This is a genomic window from Roseovarius sp. EC-HK134, from assembly GCF_902498815.1.
GTDB lineage: Bacteria > Pseudomonadota > Alphaproteobacteria > Rhodobacterales > Rhodobacteraceae > Roseovarius > Roseovarius mucosus_A.
Map to the genome: position 1 here is coordinate 1,820,570 of NZ_LR701544.1, position 15,658 is coordinate 1,836,227.

The window sequence follows — 15,658 nt, forward strand, 5'->3', positions numbered from 1 at the left end:
GTGCGATTGGTTCCGTGGTGCAGGAAAATGAACCTATGACGGTTTTAGATCAGCGGGCGGGTCATCGGGGTACGGTCGCGGTTAAGTTGGGCAATATCACAAAGACGGTCACGATCATGCAGCGTCAGTCGACCGTTCTGCCATGTGGCGGCCCCCTGTTCGCGCAGGCGTTTGAGCATCTTGTTGACATGCACCACCGAGAGGCCAAGCGCATCGGCGAGATCCTGTTGCCGGTAGGGCAGGGGCATGTCTGCGCCACGGGTCAGGCCAATCGCCGCGCCGCGATCAAAAAGGCGCACAAAGGCGCGCGCGATGCGCTCGATCCCGCTCATATGACCGAGGATCGCAAGGCTCTCGCCTAGAAGGTGTTCTTCGACGGCGGCAATCCAGGTCAGGTCATAGGCGCGGTCGGGATGGTCGCGAAACAAGGCCCAAAGGCGTTTGCGGTCAAAGACGCAGAGTTTCATATCTGTTGTCGCCTCGACGGAATGTTGCATTTCCTGCATCACCCCCGCCTGTAGCCCGATGAAATCGCCGGGCATCACAAAGTTGATGACCTGTCGTTCGCCCGAGAGCAGGGTCTTGTAACGCAGGCCCATGCCGCGCAGGGCGGTGTAGAGTTGCGGGCTGTTGGAGGCCTCCATCATCAGGGTGGCGCCGCCTTCAACCTCAAGCTCGCCGGTTTTGAAGCTTTGCATGAAGGCCACCTCTGCGTCCGTCATTGGCGCAAAGATGGCGCGGCTGCGCAGCGGGCAATTCTGACAATCTGTAACCATGGGAAAACTCCGTCGAGATGTCATAGTTTAATGCAGAAGGTCGGAATATGTTCCAGAATGAGGGATGTTTGGACCTGATACGATGAAAGAGCCCCTTATGCCCTATGATGAGACGACGCCGCCGGAGCCGCCGGTTTATATCGTCATGGACAGCAACATATTGATTGCAGAGGATCTTTGCGGGTCGTTGCAGGCGGCGGGCCCCTGTCGTGTTCTCAATGTGCCGCACCCGGATGAGTTGATTCGCGTGCTGGACGGAGAGGCGCGTATTTCGGCGGCGTTTCTGGAAATGCGCTATGATCAGGTGCTGGAGGCGGAGCTGGACCGCGCGCTCGCCCTGCGGGGCGCGCGGATCGTGCTGACCATGGGCGAAGACGACGAGATCAAGGTTGTCAAGCAAGGCTGGGCCATGCTTGTGCGCCCGTTTACCGATGACATGGTGCGCGGTGTGTTGCAGCCCTTGGTCAAGGGTGCGTGACGCGCCTAGGAGCGTGGGCCGCGCGCGGCGCGACCGGCGTTCAAACCCACGGCAAAGGCCTCGGCGACCTGGAGCAGCGGTTCTTTGGGGGCGGCGGGCTGCGGGGCGGTCTCTGCGCCGGTGGACTGACCGCCAAAGGCCAGAAAGCAGATGCCAAGGAGCAGATAGAGAGCCCCGATCACGGCATGGGCGACAAGCGCGCTCTCATAGGTGGCGATCAGAATCCAGAGCGCCACGGTCAGAAAGGCCAAGCCCGCCATCCCAAAAATCACGCCTGCGACGGTAAAGGCCGCCGCGCGCGCCGCATGGCGCGCCCGACGGCGGAAGTGAGAGACAAGGCCGCTCATCGGTTATTTCCGGCCTGTGAGGAACCCGAGCAAAAAGCCCACCCCGACCGCAAGGCCAACCGCGGCTGCGGGTTGGTTGCGCACGGCGTCGGCTGCCTGTTGGCCCATGTCTTCGGCGTGGTGCTGTGCGGCGTGCAGCTGTTCGGAACTGGCGTCGCGCAGCTGTGACACCTTGCGGCGTGCGCCATCTACCGCTGCATCGCGGGTGGTGCCACCAAGGCCTGCGAGGGTTTTGGAAATGGCCGAAATATCCTCTCTCAAGGTCGAAATCTGCTGGGAGAGGTGATCCATCTCGTCTTGCGGCGATGTGTCGGCGGATTTTGCCTGTGCCATTGGGGCGTCCTTTCATGTTGTTACGATGGGTCAACGCGGAGGGGCGCGCGAGGTTCCGGGAATTCTGGAAAAAAGCGGTTTCTGAGGGAAAAGACGAGGCGGCGGGAACCAAACAGGGCTGTGACCGTTGGGTTAGCAATCGAAACCATGTTGCTTTGAAAGGAGATTCCAATGCTTTATTGGGCGCTTGTCTTTTTGGTGGTCGCGCTGATTGCCGGTGTTTTGGGGTTTGGTGGCGTTGCCTCGGCTTCGGCGGGGATTGCGCAGATCCTGTTCGTGGTCTTTCTTGTGTTGTTTGTCGTGGCGATGATCGCACGGGCCTTGCGTGGCCGCGCGCCGTGAGTGAGACGGCATAAGACCCCGCGCCCGTTGCGCGGGGTCTTTTTCTGGCCAGATCAGCCCTGAAGGGTTTCGGTACTGGCAAAGAACATGGCTTGGCTCACGGCGGATTGCACCTGTTCCTCGCTATAGGGTTTGGTGATCAGAAAGGCCGGTTCTGGCCGTTCGCCGGTCAAGAGCCGTTCGGGGAAGGCGGTGATGAAGACAATGGGCCGCTCTCCCAGTTCGGTGAGGATGTGATTGACCGCGTCGATGCCAGAGGATTTATCGGCCAGTTGGATATCGGCGAGGATCATATCGGGCGGGTCGCGACGGGCGAGTTTCACGGCCTCATCGCGGGTGCGGGCAATGCCGGTGACGTCATGGCCCATATCTTCGACAATGGCGCGAATATCCATGGCGATGATCGCCTCATCCTCGATGATCATGATCCGCCCGCTGATCGCATTGGTCATTTCGGTGCGGGCGATGCTCAAAAGCGTGCTGACCTCGTCTGCGGTGCCGCCGATGATCTGGGCGATATCGGAGACGCGAAACCCCTCGATGCTGTGCAGCAACAGCGCCTCGCGGGTGTTCGGGGTGAGGGTGGACAGCCGCCATTGCGCCCGTGCCTCGGGGGAAGAGGCGCTGTCAGCCTCGGCGATGGGGGCACCGGAGGACATCCATATCTTATGAAAGGCATGGAAGAGCGCAGGTTTCGGCGCAAGACCGGCATTGAAGACAGTGCGATCCTCGAGCAGGGCCTCGAGCGTGGCGAGCGCGTAGTGATCGCCCGTCTGCTGATTGCCGGTCAGGGCGCGTGCATAGCGGCGCAGATAGGGGAGGTGTTCGGCGATCTGAGTGCTCAGGTCTGGCTGGCGCGGTGTGTCCGTCATGTCTGTCCTCAAAAATGTATCCTTTGAGGGAACCAAACGCCGAGCTGCGTGTTATGTTCCCGACCGGGTGCAGAAAAGTGCCGTTCTCTTAGTGGCAGATGAATAGGCGAAATGGAAAAGAATCGCAGGACCAAGAAATTGACGCAAACGATCGACGAGAATCTCCGGCGTGCCTATGCGGACACGGCCAAGGAGCCCGTACCGGACCGCTTTATCAAGCTGCTGGAGCAGTTGCGCGAGCAGTCGGGCGAGAAGCAAAAGCCGTCTGGTGACGACTCGTGATGGATTCTCGGACGCCCCAAATGGACCCGCGCGACGAATTGATCGGGCATTTGCCTGCGATGCGCGCCTTTGCGTTGAACCTGACGCGCAATTCCGCGACGGCGGATGATCTGGTGCAGGATGCAGTGGTCAAGGCGTGGGGCAATTTTGACAAGTTCAAGCCCGGCACCAATCTGCGCGCGTGGTTGTTCACCATTCTGCGCAACACCTATTATTCCCTGTATCGCAAGCGTCGCCGCGAGGTTGAAGACCCCGATGGCAAGATGGCTGGGCAATTGTCGGAAAAGCCCGCGCATGACGGGCATCTGGCGATGACGGATTTCCACGCGGCCTTTGCGCAATTGACCGATGAGCAGCGCGAGGTTCTGGTTCTGGTGGGCGCAGAAGGGTTTTCCTATGAGGAGGCCGCCGAAATGTGCGGCTGTGCGGTGGGCACGATCAAGAGCCGCACCAACCGCGCGCGCAAGCGGCTGGCGGAGTTGATGCATCTGGACGATGAGGATGAGTTGGCGATGACCGATGCCGCGACGATGGCCGTCGTAACTGGAACCTCTGTTGCATGAGGTTGCGTCTGGCCGCGCTGAGCGGGCTCTGGACGCCTAATCTGGCGCTGCAATTGGGCATTGGGTTGAGCCTTGCCATTCTGCCGCTTGGTTTTGTGTCGGTCTATCAGACCTATAAGGTTCTGGAAGAACGGCAGGCCCTGTCGGAAACCGCGCTTTTGGAGCAGACCCAGCAGGCCGTGTCAGAGAGCCGCGACATCATCCAATCCGCGCTGAGCACAGCCGAGACGCTGGCGATCACGGTATCGGTCTTTGATACCGCTGAGGCGACCTGCGATGCGGTGATGGCGCGGGTTGTGGAAGAGAGCCCGATCTATAGTTTTGCGGGGTTTGTCGATGACGCGCTGTCGCTGGTCTGTGCATCGAACGGCGGGCGGCAGGACCTGAGCAATCTTGCGTCCATCCGCTCTGAGCTTACGGGGCGGCGGACCGAGATTTTGATGCATCCGCTGGAGTTCATTGGGGGGATTGCCACGGTCAGCGTGGCGGTTCCGGTGTTCGCGGCGGGGCAATTTCGGGGAACGGTCTGGATCGCGGTGCCGATCAGCGCCTTGAATGACCAGCTGTCGACGGTGGTGCCCGATGTTGATCTGGTGCTGTTTCAATCCGAGGGCGAGATTGTCGCCACGGCGGAGTTTTCGGATTTTCGGCGCTCGGTTTTGCCGGCCTCGCATGGGTTGCAGGATCTGGCCGATACCGGGCGGCAGACGTTTCGCGATGTGAATCAGGATGGCAATACCCGCGATTTTGCGGTGGTGCCGATTGTGGGCGACCGGGTATTGGCGCTGGGCAGTTGGGAGCCGCGACACAGGAGCGGATTGCTGCCGGGGTATGAGGGCACCTTTGCGCTTTATCTGCCGCTGGCGATGTGGGTGATCACGATCATCGTGGCCTATATCGGGGTCAATCATCTGGTGATCCGGCATGTGCGCCGGCTGCGATCCTGGATGCGGCTATACGCGGCGGGGCGTGGCGATCTGGACAAGGCCCGGCTGGACAATGCGCCCGAAGAGTTGGAGGTGGTGGCTGAGGCATTTCGGGCGATGACGCGGCGGCTGTCAGAGCAGGAACGGCGGCTGGAAGAAGACCTGAACGAGAAGACCGTGCTATTGCGCGAGGTGCATCACCGGGTCAAAAACAATCTTCAGCTTATCTCAAGCATGCTCAACATGCAGATCCGCGCGACGGGCAGTCTTGAGGCCAAGCATCTTTTGCGGCGGGTGCAGGATCGGGTGATGGCGCTGTCGGCGATCCACCGATACCTTTATCTGGCGCGCAAACTGTCGCTGGTGCGGGCCGACAAGCTGCTTGAAGATATCATTCAGCAATTGGTTATCGTCGGAACCTTGGACGATAGGGGGCGGCAGATCGCGGTGACAACCGCGCTGGAGCCTGTGGAAATCAGCCCGGATCAATCGGTGCCCCTGTCTCTTTTGACGACAGAAGCCGCGATCAATGCCGTGAAATATTGCGGCATGACCAGTGGCACCGATGCCTGGATCAACATCGCGTTGAAAGCGGTGTCGGAGGATCGTTTTTGCCTGAGCGTTGTGAACTCGCGCGCGCCAGATGGGCAGGCTGCGGAGGGGGCTGAGGTCACGCCGATTGATGGGTCGGGGCTGGGATCGAAGCTGATTGAATCCTTTGTGGCCCAGTTGAACGGCACGCTTGAGATTTCGCCGCAACCGGACCGGTATGAGCTGCATGTTGTCTTTCCGATGACATGGCCCACCCAAGACGAGGACGACGCCTGAGTTTGCCGGAAATATGCGGAGCGGAGGGAACCGAATAGGCCGCGCTGCGTTGTCATTGCACAAGAAATCAAACGGAGAACGCAATGACACGTGCAAAACTTTCCCTCATTTCGCTGCTCTTTATGGGTGTTCTGGCAGGCTGCGAGACGGTCGAGGGTGCCGGTCGCGACATCGAGGATGCCGGACAGGCGGTGACGGGTGCATCGCAGGATGTGCAGAGCTGACCGTTTGATCCGACCCTGCAAGACATATGAGGCGCGCATCTGGTGGATGGGCGCCTCAGGTGCATTCAGGGGCGGGCCACGGTCACGACATCACGAGGGTTGCGACGCCGGTCGCGACCCCTATAGCCAAGAGCATTCCAAGCAAGACCAAGAGACCGTCGCCGACAAACATGCCAACGGCGAGCGCGGTAATCACCACGCCCAAGATCGACGAGGTGAAGGGGATCAGTTCGAGGAATGGCATCACCGCGCCCAAGATCAGGCAGAACAGCTGTGGCAGGATCACCAGCGGCTCTGTCACCAGAATGTGCAGCCGTCGGCGCGTGACCCGGTCAAGCCAGCGCGCGGGGATGCGAAACCAGCGATAGACCTCTCGCACCCGGCTTGTGCGCAGGCGGGCAGCGCGGCTCCAGCGTGGTAGCCAGAGCGATGAGCGGTGGACCATCTGCTGCAAAGAGACCGCCGCGATGATCAGCCCGCACAGGGTGGTAAAGCCGGGCACCCCGCTGAGCGGCGAGACCAGCGCCAAGCCGGGCAGAATCAGCAGAGGTGCGAAATTGGCGCGGCCGAGCGTATCCACGATATCCCCCACGCTGGTGTAGTCCCCGTTCAGCGCATCCCATCCCTGCTCGACCAGATCGGCCGCTGTTTCATGATCCGGTGCTGCATCCTTTGGCATGTCTGGCGCTGTGCTCCTGCTCTGGCCTGTATCTGGTTTGTATCCGGCCTGTAGTCGTTGTCTGGAAGAATAACGCCGTGGTGGCCCTGTGGTTCCGGCGTTGGCTGGGTCCGGCATGCATCGGTTTTGGCGGAGTATTCAGGTTTTTGGGAACCATACCAGAGGGCGCGCGTTCTTTGATCACATCACGCCACACAGGCGTGCGTGTCACCTGCCCGCCGCATCTGATGCATTGCGGGTTTGATACGACCCATAGAAGGAGACTTTGCAATGAAACGGCTTCTTACGACAGCACTTTTCACCGGGATGACTTTGGCCAGCGTTGGCCCAGTTCTGGCCATGGACAAGACCCTCTCGGGCCTTGACGTCAAGGTGGACCTCAGCGCTTACGCGGACAACAATGTCCTGAAATATTGGCCGACCCTTGAGGCGGACCTTGCCACGGCGATTGCGTCGAAAGTGACGCTGAATGATACCGCTGACGCGCCAAGAATCGCAGTTGAGATCAACAAAGTGGCGATTGATGGCGATACCATCCTGCCGGATACCGGCGAGTTCAACCAGCTGGAAGGGACGGTTTCGACCTTTGAGGGGCTTAACGATGCCGTTGCCACCAATGCCGATAGTCTGGAGAATCCCGATGAACAGATCGGCAGCTATGCGTTGCAAATGACCGCTGTCAGCGGCGATACCCCGGCCCCCGAAGGTTGGGTCACGATCGAGCCGTCGCAAGACGATTTTTACGCGGCTCTGGTCGATGCCTATGCAACAACCGTGGTCGAGCGTCTGGACGATTGATCTGGCTTAGGGCGGCGATATGGGGCGTGGCGCAGATCTGCGCCCCAGATTGAGCCGATAGGCCCAAAAACCACGAGAGGGCGGCGACTTAACGGTCGCCGCTCTTGGCCATTCAGCGCTATTGCACGCGCGCTGAACGGCACATCGCATCGGGTTTCTTACGCCCATTTTTTGAGTAGTGGTGAGCCGTGCAGGATTCGAACCTGCGACCCACTGATTAAAAGTCAGTTGCTCTACCAACTGAGCTAACGGCCCACTAGACGCGCTATCTAGAAAGAGCGGGGCGGGGGGTCAACCCCGAAAGTGCAAGATTATTCCGCGATCTGCTGGATTCGTCGCGAGGCGCGGTTTATATGCGCGAGCATGGACCAAGTTGATCATACCGGACTGCCCTTTTTCAAAATGCATGGGCTGGGAAACGATTTTGTCGTGCTGGATGGGCGTGGCCGCGATCTGGGGCTGACGCCTGCGTTGATCATGGCCATCGCCGACCGGCATCGGGGCATTGGATTCGATCAATTGGCGGTGATCTCTCAAGGCATGGGTGATGCACATTTGACCTTTTACAACGCCGACGGTTCGACCTCTGCGGCGTGCGGCAATGCCACGCGCTGTATCGCGCGGCACCTGATGGACGAAAGCGGCAAGGCGCGGCTGGAGCTGAGCACGGCGCGCGGCGCGCTGGTGGCCGTGGATGCCGGTGGCGGGCTGACATCGGTGAACATGGGACAGCCGCAGCTTGACTGGGCCGAGATCCCGCTGGCTGAGGCGATGGATACGCTGGAATTGCCCATCGAGGGCGGGCCGGTGGCCACGGGCATGGGCAATCCGCATTGCACGTTTTTCGTGGCCGATGCCGAGGCGGTGCCGCTGGCGCAATTCGGGCCGCGTTATGAGCATCACCCGCTTTACCCTGAGCGGACCAATGTGCAAGTAGCCACAGTGATTGGCCCCGACCATATCCGCATGCGGGTCTGGGAGCGGGGGGTTGGGGTGACGCTGGCCTCTGGCTCGTCGTCCTGTGCGACGGCGGTGGCGGCGGCGCGGCGGGGCCTAACGGGGCGCGCGGTGCGGGTTGATCTGGATGGTGGCACGATCCATGTCGATTGGCGCGAGGATGGCGTCTGGATGACCGGCGAGACCGCGCATGTGGCAAGCGGCGTGTTCACGCCCGCGTTTCTGGCGGCGCAGAGATGAGCCAAGCGCCGAAATTCACCACGCTGGGCTGTCGCCTGAACGCTTATGAGACCGAGGCGATGAAGGAGTTGGCGGGCCAAGCGGGGCTGGGCAATGCCGTCATCGTCAACACCTGTGCTGTGACATCCGAGGCGGTGCGCAAGGCGCGGCAGGAAATCCGGCGCTTGCGGCGCGAGAACCCGGAGGCGCGGTTGATCGTGACCGGATGTGCCGCGCAGACCGAGCCGGAAACCTTTGCGGCAATGCCTGAGGTGGATGCGGTCATCGGCAATACCGAAAAGATGGCGGCGGACACATGGGCGCGGCTGGCGGGCGATTTTATCGGCGAGACCGAGCGCGTGCTGGTTGATGACATCATGTCGGTGCGCGAAACGGCGGGGCATCTGATTGACGGATTCGGCAGCCGCAGCCGCGCCTATGTGCAGGTGCAAAACGGCTGCGATCATCGCTGCACATTCTGTATCATCCCCTATGGCCGGGGCAATTCGCGCTCTGTGCCTGCGGGCGTCGTGGTCGAGCAGATCAAGCGCTTGGTGGGGGCGGGGTATAACGAGGTTGTGCTGACCGGCGTGGACCTGACAAGCTGGGGGGCGGATTTGCCCGCAGCACCCAAACTGGGTGATCTGGTGATGCGGATTTTGCGGCTGGTGCCAGATTTGCCGCGTCTGCGGATTTCGTCGATTGATTCCATCGAGGTGGATGAAAACCTGATGCAGGCGATTGCCACAGAGCCGCGCCTGATGCCGCATCTGCACCTGAGCCTGCAACATGGCGATGATCTGATCCTCAAGCGGATGAAGCGGCGGCATTTGCGTGACGATGCCATCCGCTTTGCCGAAGAGGCGCGGCGCTTGCGGCCCGAGATGACCTTTGGCGCGGATATTATCGCAGGCTTTCCGACTGAGACCGAGGCGCAGTTTGAAAACTCGCTGCGGCTGGTTGAGGAGTGTCACCTGACATGGCTGCATGTGTTTCCCTATTCGCCCCGCCCCGGCACGCCAGCCGCCCGGATGCCGCAGGTCAAAGGCCCGGCGATCAAGGCACGCGCCGCGCGGTTGCGGGCCGCCGGTGAGGGGCGGGTTGCCGCCCATCTGGCCGCACAGCAGGGGCGCGAGCATGCCGTGCTGATGGAGGCCCCGCGCATGGGCCGGACCGAGCAATTCACCGAGGTGGTTTTCGACCGCGATCACCCCGAAGGCCAGATTGTGCGGGCGCGTGTGACGGGCTGGCAGGGCGGGCAATTAACGGCGGCCTAAACGCTCATACCTTGGCCAGAGCGCATGAGGCCGGGTCGCAAGACGGTTTTTCAGAACGATGAAAGCTGAGCGCCTTGCCAAAAATGCCACAATTCGGGGGCTAGGCCCTTGGTTTTGCTGGACCTGAGGGCAGGGCTTGGGTAGATTCACGGAAACGGGACGCGAATGATCCCGAACCTTGAGGCAGTATCAGATGTTTCCCGAGCGGTTTGCGAACCTACCGGCCTATGCGTTTCCGCGTCTGCGGACCCTGCTTGACGCTCATGCGCCCGGCGGCGAGGTCGTGCATATGACGATTGGCGAGCCCAAGCATGCGTTCCCGCGCTGGATCGTTGATGTCATTGCAGAAAATGCCGATGGCTTTAACTCTTATCCCGTCAATGAGGGCATGCCTGAGTTGTTGCAGGCGGCCAGCGATTGGGTGGGGCGGCGCTATGGCGTGACGCTTGATCCGGCAAGCCGGATCATGGCGCTGAACGGCACGCGCGAGGGGCTTTATAATGCGATGATGGCGCTCAGCCCCGAAGTGAAGGGCGGCAAGCGCCCGGTCGTGCTGGCACCGAACCCGTTTTATCAGGTCTATATGGTGGCGGCGCTGAGCGTGGGGGCGGAGCCGATTTTCCTGAACGCCACCCATGAAACCGGGCATTTGCCGGATTTCGCGGCGCTGTCCGAAGAGGTGTTGAACCGCGTCACGGTGGCCTATCTGTGTTCGCCCGCCAATCCGCAGGGCACAGTGGCGAGCCGCGCCTATTGGGCCGAGTTGATCGGGCTGGCGGAGCGCTATGATTTCCGCATTTTCGCCGATGAATGCTATGCCGAGATTTACCGCGATACGCCGCCGGTGGGTATTCTGGAGGTCGCGCAGGAGATGGGGGCTGATCCTGAGCGTATCGTGGCGTTTCACAGCCTGTCGAAGCGGTCGAACCTGCCGGGGCTGCGCTCGGGCTTTGTTGCCTCTGGCCCCAAGAATATCGCGCAGATGAAGCAGTTGCGCAATTATGCCGGATCACCCTTGCCGATGCCGTTGCAGCATGCGGCCGCGCGGCTCTGGGCGGATGAGGCGCATGTGATCGAAAATCGCCGTCTTTATGGCGAGAAATATGAGATTGCCGATGAGATTCTGGGCAATCTGCCCGGCTATCGCAGCCCGGAGGCAGGATTTTTCCTGTGGTTGCCGGTCGAGGATGGCGAGGCGGCGACGCTGCGGCTTTGGCAGGAAACCGGCGTGCGGGTGTTGCCGGGGGCCTATCTGAGCCAAGAGGCAGGCGGCGTGAACCCCGGTCAGGGGTATATTCGGGTTGCGATGGTGGCCCCCAAGGATGAGATGGCAGATGGTTTGAGACGGCTGCGCGCCTGTCTCTATGGATGATTGAGGACGAGGGACGAGATGGCATATCAGACGCGCGGGCGCGACCCCTTGCTGGACAGCAACATGGCTGAGGCAATCGAGAAACGCGGCAAGGAATTGCTGGGTCTTGTGCTGATGGCGGTGGCGCTTATGGCGGCGGCGATGGTGGTCTCTTACACTCCGGACGATCCAAGCTGGATGTCGGCCACGGATGCGCCGGTGCAGAACTGGATGGGCCGTTTGGGCGCGTCGGTGGCGGCGCCGCTGTTCATGATCATCGGTTGGGGATCCTGGGGATTTGCCATTGTTCTGGGGGTCTGGGGCGCGCGCATGGCGCTGCACCGGGGCGAGGACCGGGCGATGGGGCGGCTTATTTTCGCGCCGATCTGGCTTGCGATATTGGCGCTCTATGCCGCGTCGTTGACGCCGGGGGCGGAGTGGGCGCAGACCCATAGTTTCGGTTTGGGCGGGCTTTTTGGTGACACGGTTTTGGGGGCCTTGCTGGGTATTCTGCCGGTCGGGGCGAGTGTGGGGCTCAAGCTTTTGTCGTTGGTGCTGGGGGTTGGCGTGCTTGGGATGGGGGCGTTTGTGCTGGGCTTTACACGGGTAGAGTTGCAGCGCATGGGCCGCTTTCTGCTGGTGGGGGTGATCCTGTGCTATGCCGCGCTGATGAAAGCGATGGGTCGTGGCGCGGGTGGTGCAGCCCAAGCGGGGCAGGCGATGCAGGCCATGATGGCGGAACGACGCGCACGCCGGGGTGAGGCGGCTGTTGCGCGCGCGGCGGTGCCGCTGCGGGCAGAGCCTGCGCTGGACGGCGCGCGGGTGCGCCGCGCAGATCCCGTTCCGTTGACAGCCCAGCGGCACGCGCCGGTCGCACCCAAGCCTGCGCAGCCGGTGGACAAGCCCGGTGGGCTGTTGGCGCGGATGCCGATGCTGATGCGCAAGCCCGAGGTCATGCCCGAGCCGGAATTGGTAGAGGCCGCGACCTATGAGGGCGAGGCCGAGATGCCTGGCGATGACCGGATCCGGGCCAAGATTTCCGATGTGATCAAGGCGCGGGTGCGTCAAAGCCCGGCGGAGCAGATCGCATCTGTGGCCCCCCTGACCAAGGGTCGGGGGCGTGGGCCTGATCCTTTGATCCTGAACACTGCGCCGCGTGGTGTTTTGCCGCCCGAGCCGCCGCTGACGGCGCGTCATGTGGTGCAAACGCCGCTGAGGGCCGAGCCGTTACTGCGCGCCGCCGCCGCACCGGTGAGCATGGCCGCCCCCATGTTGGAGGTGACGGAGGACGACGATTTCGACGCGATGATCGAGGCGTTTGGGCAAGATGATGCGCCCGAGATGGCGGCACCTGCGCCGCGCATTCCGATGCCTGAGCCGCGCAAGGTTGTGCAACATGCACCGCGCAAGCCCTTGCAGCCGTCGTCGCGGGCCATGGCCGAAGCGCAGCCAGCGCTGCGTTTTGAGGCCCCCGCGCAGCCGGTTTATGAGTTGCCGCCGCTCAGCCTATTGGCGGACCCCGAGCATATTCAGCGCCATCATCTGAGCGACGAGTCGCTGGAAGAAAACGCACGGATGCTGGAGAATGTGCTGGATGATTACGGCGTGAAGGGCGAGATCGTCAGCGTGCGCCCCGGCCCCGTGGTTACGATGTATGAGCTGGAACCGGCGCCGGGCCTAAAGGCGAGCCGGGTGATTGGTCTGGCGGATGATATCGCGCGGTCGATGTCGGCGCTGTCAGCGCGGGTATCCACCGTGCCGGGGCGGTCGGTGATCGGGATCGAATTGCCCAATGACAACCGCGAGATGGTTGGATTTCGGGAAATCCTGTCAAGCCGGGCCTATGGCGATGGCAATCAAAAGCTGCCTTTGGCCTTGGGCAAGGATATTGGCGGTGATCCCATTGTGGCCAACCTTGCCAAGATGCCGCATTTGCTGATTGCGGGGACCACGGGATCGGGCAAATCGGTGGCGATCAACACGATGATCCTGAGCCTGCTCTACAAGCTGACGCCCGAAGAATGCCGGTTGATCATGATTGACCCCAAGATGCTGGAACTGAGCGTCTATGATGGCATTCCGCATCTGCTATCCCCTGTTGTGACCGATCCGAAAAAGGCGGTGGTTGCGCTCAAATGGGTGGTGGCCGAGATGGAGGACCGCTATCGCAAGATGTCCAAGATGGGCGTGCGCAATATCGACGGCTATAATGGCCGGGTCGAGGAGGCGCTGAAAAAGGGCGAGATGTTCAGCCGCACGGTGCAGACCGGGTTTGACGATGACACCGGCGAGCCGGTGTTTGAAACCGAAGAATTCGCACCCGAGAAGATGCCCTATATCGTCGTCATCGTCGATGAGATGGCCGATCTGATGATGGTGGCGGGCAAAGAGATCGAGGCCTGCATTCAGCGGTTGGCGCAGATGGCGCGCGCAAGCGGTATTCACCTTATCATGGCGACACAGCGCCCGTCGGTTGATGTGATCACCGGCACGATCAAGGCGAATTTCCCGACGCGGATTTCGTTTCAGGTGACATCGAAAATCGACAGCCGCACCATTCTGGGCGAGATGGGCGCCGAGCAGCTTCTTGGCATGGGCGACATGCTCTATATGGCGGGGGGCGGCAAGATCACGCGCTGCCATGGCCCCTTTGTGAGCGATGAAGAGGTGGAGGAGGTGGTTAATCACCTCAAGGCTTATGGCCCGCCGACCTATGTGGGATCGGTGCTGCAAGGGCCGGATGAGGACAAGGCCGAGAGCATTGATGCGGTGCTGGGTCTCTCGTCAGGCAGCGGGGCCGAGGGTGATGACCTGCTCTATGATCAGGCGGTGGCGATTGTGATCAAGGATCGCAAATGCTCGACCTCTTATATCCAGCGGAAACTGGCGATTGGCTATAACAAGGCCGCGCGTCTGGTCGAGCAGATGGAAGATGAGGGCGTGGTCAGTTCCTCGAACCATGTGGGCAAGCGCGAAGTGCTGGTGCCGGAGCCGCAGTAGGACCGGCGGTGCCTCGCTCAGCTGCGAAAAATTTACGCCCCGCGCTGGTGCAATCCCGCGCGGGGTGTCTTATCTTTGGGGTATGAACAAGATGCGTTTTCTTATGGTTCCCGTCCTCTGGGCGGCGATGGCCCTCCCGGCGGCGGCGGAAAAGCTGTCTTTGCCGGAAATCTCAAACTATCTGAACGGTTTGCGGACCGCCCAAGGTGCGTTTACCCAGATCAACGAGGATGGCACGATCAGCACGGGCCGGATTTTGATCAAGCGCCCCGGTCGGGTGCGGTTTGAATACGATCCGCCCGAACAGGCGCTGGTGGTGGCCGATGGCGATACGGTGGGGATCATCGACCCGCGCTCGAATGATGGGCCGGTGGGCTATCCACTTCACCGCACGCCGCTGAAAATCATCCTGGCGCGCAATGTGGACCTGACGCGCGAGCGGATGGTGGTGGGACATGCGAGCGACGGCACCTCGACCACGGTGCGCGCGCAAGACCCGGCGAATCCTGAGTATGGCAGTATTGATCTGGTCTTTACCGGCAGCCCCGTGGAATTGCGTCAATGGGTGATCCATGACGGCAGCGGCAGCCAGACCACGGTGGTTCTGGGCGATATGCAGCGCGATGTGCGGCTGAATGACGAGAGTTTCGTCATTCCGGGCAAAGAGCGGATGCGGGTGGATCGCTGAGCCCGCGCCGCAGGCCCAGCAAGGATCAGATCAGACCGCGCCCAAGAGCACAGGTGCCAAGCTGCGCGCGGTAATTTTGTGACCGGGTTTCGACACTGTCGGCGACGCGCAGCAGCCACGGCTTGCTGTTGAAACTGCCGCGGGCATAGCCGGTGCGCCCGTCGTGATAGGCGAGATACTGGTTGCGCGCGTCCGTGAGCGGGATGCCAAGGCTCTGGTTGGATTTGGCCATGTACCAGCCCATGAAATCGGTGGCATCCGCAATATTGGTGCGCTGAGACGCGAACCGGCCTGTTTCGCGCTGGTATTCCTCCCATGTGCCGTCCAGCGCCTGGCTATAGCCATAGGCCGAACTGACCCGGCCCGTGGGAATCACCCCAAGGGTCCAGCGAAACGGGGTGCGCGCATCGCTGATGAATTTGCTTTCCTGATAGATCGTGGCCATCTGCACATGGGCGGGCACGCCCCATTTCCGCTCTGTCGCGCGGAAGGCGCGGGCGTATTCGGGGCGCTCGTCCAGAATGGCGCATGCGTGGTCTAGATTGCGCGGGGCGGTGCCATAGCCCGTGCCGCCACCGCCGCAGGAAGCCAGCACAAACAACACCATCAACGCGCGAAGAGTTCTGCTCATTTGCCTCTCGCTCTCTTTTTTTATGCAGTTTACTGGAAATTCTGGCCGGGGGAAATCACGAATTCGCCGCGGTTGCGCGCTGCGGCG

Annotated in this window: 18 protein-coding genes and 1 tRNA gene; 12 read left to right on the forward strand and 7 right to left on the reverse strand. The window is 61.4% G+C overall.

The genetic code is table 11. The features are described from left to right. Positions 1-44 precede the first annotated feature (44 nt). A complete protein-coding gene (locus GC127_RS12685) occupies positions 45-776 on the reverse strand; it encodes a Crp/Fnr family transcriptional regulator (RefSeq protein WP_151978423.1) in 732 nt (243 codons plus the stop codon). 82 nt (positions 777-858) lie between these two features. Between GC127_RS12685 and GC127_RS12690 the strand changes: the two genes are divergently transcribed. Then, the gene (locus tag GC127_RS12690; RefSeq protein WP_232279273.1) at positions 859-1,254 is read left to right on the forward strand and encodes a hypothetical protein; all 396 of its coding nucleotides are present in this window, start codon (positions 859-861) and stop codon (positions 1,252-1,254) included. Positions 1,255-1,259: 5 nt separating this feature from the next. Here the strand turns inward: GC127_RS12690 and GC127_RS12695 are convergent, their stop codons facing one another. After that, positions 1,260-1,601, reverse strand: a complete 342-nt coding sequence (locus tag GC127_RS12695; RefSeq protein ID WP_008283218.1) for a phage holin family protein — start codon at positions 1,599-1,601, stop codon at positions 1,260-1,262. A gap of 3 nt (positions 1,602-1,604) precedes the next feature. Next, positions 1,605-1,934 carry a YqjD family protein gene (locus GC127_RS12700; protein WP_151978425.1) on the reverse strand — a complete coding sequence of 110 codons (330 nt, stop codon included), beginning with the start codon at positions 1,932-1,934 and terminating at the stop codon, positions 1,605-1,607. A gap of 171 nt (positions 1,935-2,105) precedes the next feature. Here GC127_RS12700 and GC127_RS12705 point away from each other — a divergent pair, with 171 nt between their 5' ends. Continuing rightward, the gene (locus tag GC127_RS12705; protein ID WP_008283220.1) at positions 2,106-2,276 is read left to right on the forward strand and encodes a DUF1328 domain-containing protein; all 171 of its coding nucleotides are present in this window, start codon (positions 2,106-2,108) and stop codon (positions 2,274-2,276) included. Between the two features lie 53 nt (positions 2,277-2,329). On the opposite strand, the gene GC127_RS12710 is transcribed toward GC127_RS12705, so the two are convergent. Beyond that, positions 2,330-3,148, reverse strand: a complete 819-nt coding sequence (locus GC127_RS12710) for a response regulator (RefSeq protein ID WP_151978427.1) — start codon at positions 3,146-3,148, stop codon at positions 2,330-2,332. 111 nt (positions 3,149-3,259) lie between these two features. On the opposite strand from GC127_RS12710, the gene GC127_RS12715 reads away from it, so the two are divergent. The 4 genes from GC127_RS12715 to GC127_RS12730 all read left to right on the forward strand — a co-directional run bounded on the left by GC127_RS12715 (position 3,260) and on the right by GC127_RS12730 (position 5,971). Beyond that, positions 3,260-3,430 carry a NepR family anti-sigma factor gene (locus tag GC127_RS12715; RefSeq protein WP_008283222.1) on the forward strand — a complete coding sequence of 57 codons (171 nt, stop codon included), beginning with the start codon at positions 3,260-3,262 and terminating at the stop codon, positions 3,428-3,430. A gap of 20 nt (positions 3,431-3,450) precedes the next feature. Further along, positions 3,451-3,993, forward strand: a complete 543-nt coding sequence (locus tag GC127_RS12720; RefSeq protein WP_037299000.1) for an RNA polymerase sigma factor — start codon at positions 3,451-3,453, stop codon at positions 3,991-3,993. Then, the gene (locus GC127_RS12725; RefSeq protein ID WP_081507849.1) at positions 3,990-5,747 is read left to right on the forward strand and encodes a sensor histidine kinase; all 1,758 of its coding nucleotides are present in this window, start codon (positions 3,990-3,992) and stop codon (positions 5,745-5,747) included. The genes GC127_RS12720 and GC127_RS12725 overlap by 4 nt, the downstream gene beginning before the upstream one ends. Before the next feature lie 83 nt (positions 5,748-5,830). After that, entirely contained in the window at positions 5,831-5,971 is a 141-nt protein-coding gene (locus GC127_RS12730) for an entericidin A/B family lipoprotein (protein ID WP_008283225.1), read from the forward strand. Between the two features lie 82 nt (positions 5,972-6,053). Here GC127_RS12730 and GC127_RS12735 read toward each other — a convergent pair whose 3' ends face one another. Then, positions 6,054-6,650: an exopolysaccharide biosynthesis protein gene (locus GC127_RS12735; RefSeq protein ID WP_151978431.1), complete on the reverse strand. Its 597-nt coding sequence runs from the start codon at positions 6,648-6,650 to the stop codon at positions 6,054-6,056. Between the two features lie 270 nt (positions 6,651-6,920). Here GC127_RS12735 and GC127_RS12740 point away from each other — a divergent pair, with 270 nt between their 5' ends. Next, positions 6,921-7,448 carry a hypothetical protein gene (locus tag GC127_RS12740; protein ID WP_008283227.1) on the forward strand — a complete coding sequence of 176 codons (528 nt, stop codon included), beginning with the start codon at positions 6,921-6,923 and terminating at the stop codon, positions 7,446-7,448. Between the two features lie 179 nt (positions 7,449-7,627). On the opposite strand, the gene GC127_RS12745 is transcribed toward GC127_RS12740, so the two are convergent. Then, positions 7,628-7,703 (reverse strand) — tRNA-Lys (locus tag GC127_RS12745). Between the two features lie 108 nt (positions 7,704-7,811). On the opposite strand from GC127_RS12745, the gene dapF reads away from it, so the two are divergent. From dapF to GC127_RS12770, 5 genes are all read left to right on the forward strand, one after another. Continuing rightward, a complete protein-coding gene (dapF, locus tag GC127_RS12750; protein ID WP_081507851.1) occupies positions 7,812-8,645 on the forward strand; it encodes a diaminopimelate epimerase in 834 nt (277 codons plus the stop codon). Beyond that, positions 8,642-9,901: a tRNA (N(6)-L-threonylcarbamoyladenosine(37)-C(2))-methylthiotransferase MtaB gene (gene mtaB / locus GC127_RS12755; RefSeq protein WP_151978433.1), complete on the forward strand. Its 1,260-nt coding sequence runs from the start codon at positions 8,642-8,644 to the stop codon at positions 9,899-9,901. Before dapF ends, mtaB begins: the two co-directional genes overlap by 4 nt. Positions 9,902-10,094: 193 nt before the next feature. Then, positions 10,095-11,273, forward strand: coding sequence for an aminotransferase class I/II-fold pyridoxal phosphate-dependent enzyme (locus tag GC127_RS12760; RefSeq protein WP_151979735.1), 1,179 nt, complete (start codon positions 10,095-10,097; stop codon positions 11,271-11,273). Between the two features lie 18 nt (positions 11,274-11,291). After that, a complete protein-coding gene (locus GC127_RS12765; protein WP_151978435.1) occupies positions 11,292-14,252 on the forward strand; it encodes a DNA translocase FtsK 4TM domain-containing protein in 2,961 nt (986 codons plus the stop codon). Positions 14,253-14,334: 82 nt separating this feature from the next. Further along, positions 14,335-14,940, forward strand: a complete 606-nt coding sequence (locus GC127_RS12770; protein WP_008283232.1) for an outer membrane lipoprotein carrier protein LolA — start codon at positions 14,335-14,337, stop codon at positions 14,938-14,940. Positions 14,941-14,965: 25 nt separating this feature from the next. On the opposite strand, the gene GC127_RS12775 is transcribed toward GC127_RS12770, so the two are convergent. Continuing rightward, positions 14,966-15,571, reverse strand: coding sequence for a lytic transglycosylase (locus GC127_RS12775; protein ID WP_151978437.1), 606 nt, complete (start codon positions 15,569-15,571; stop codon positions 14,966-14,968). Positions 15,572-15,658 lie beyond the last annotated feature (87 nt).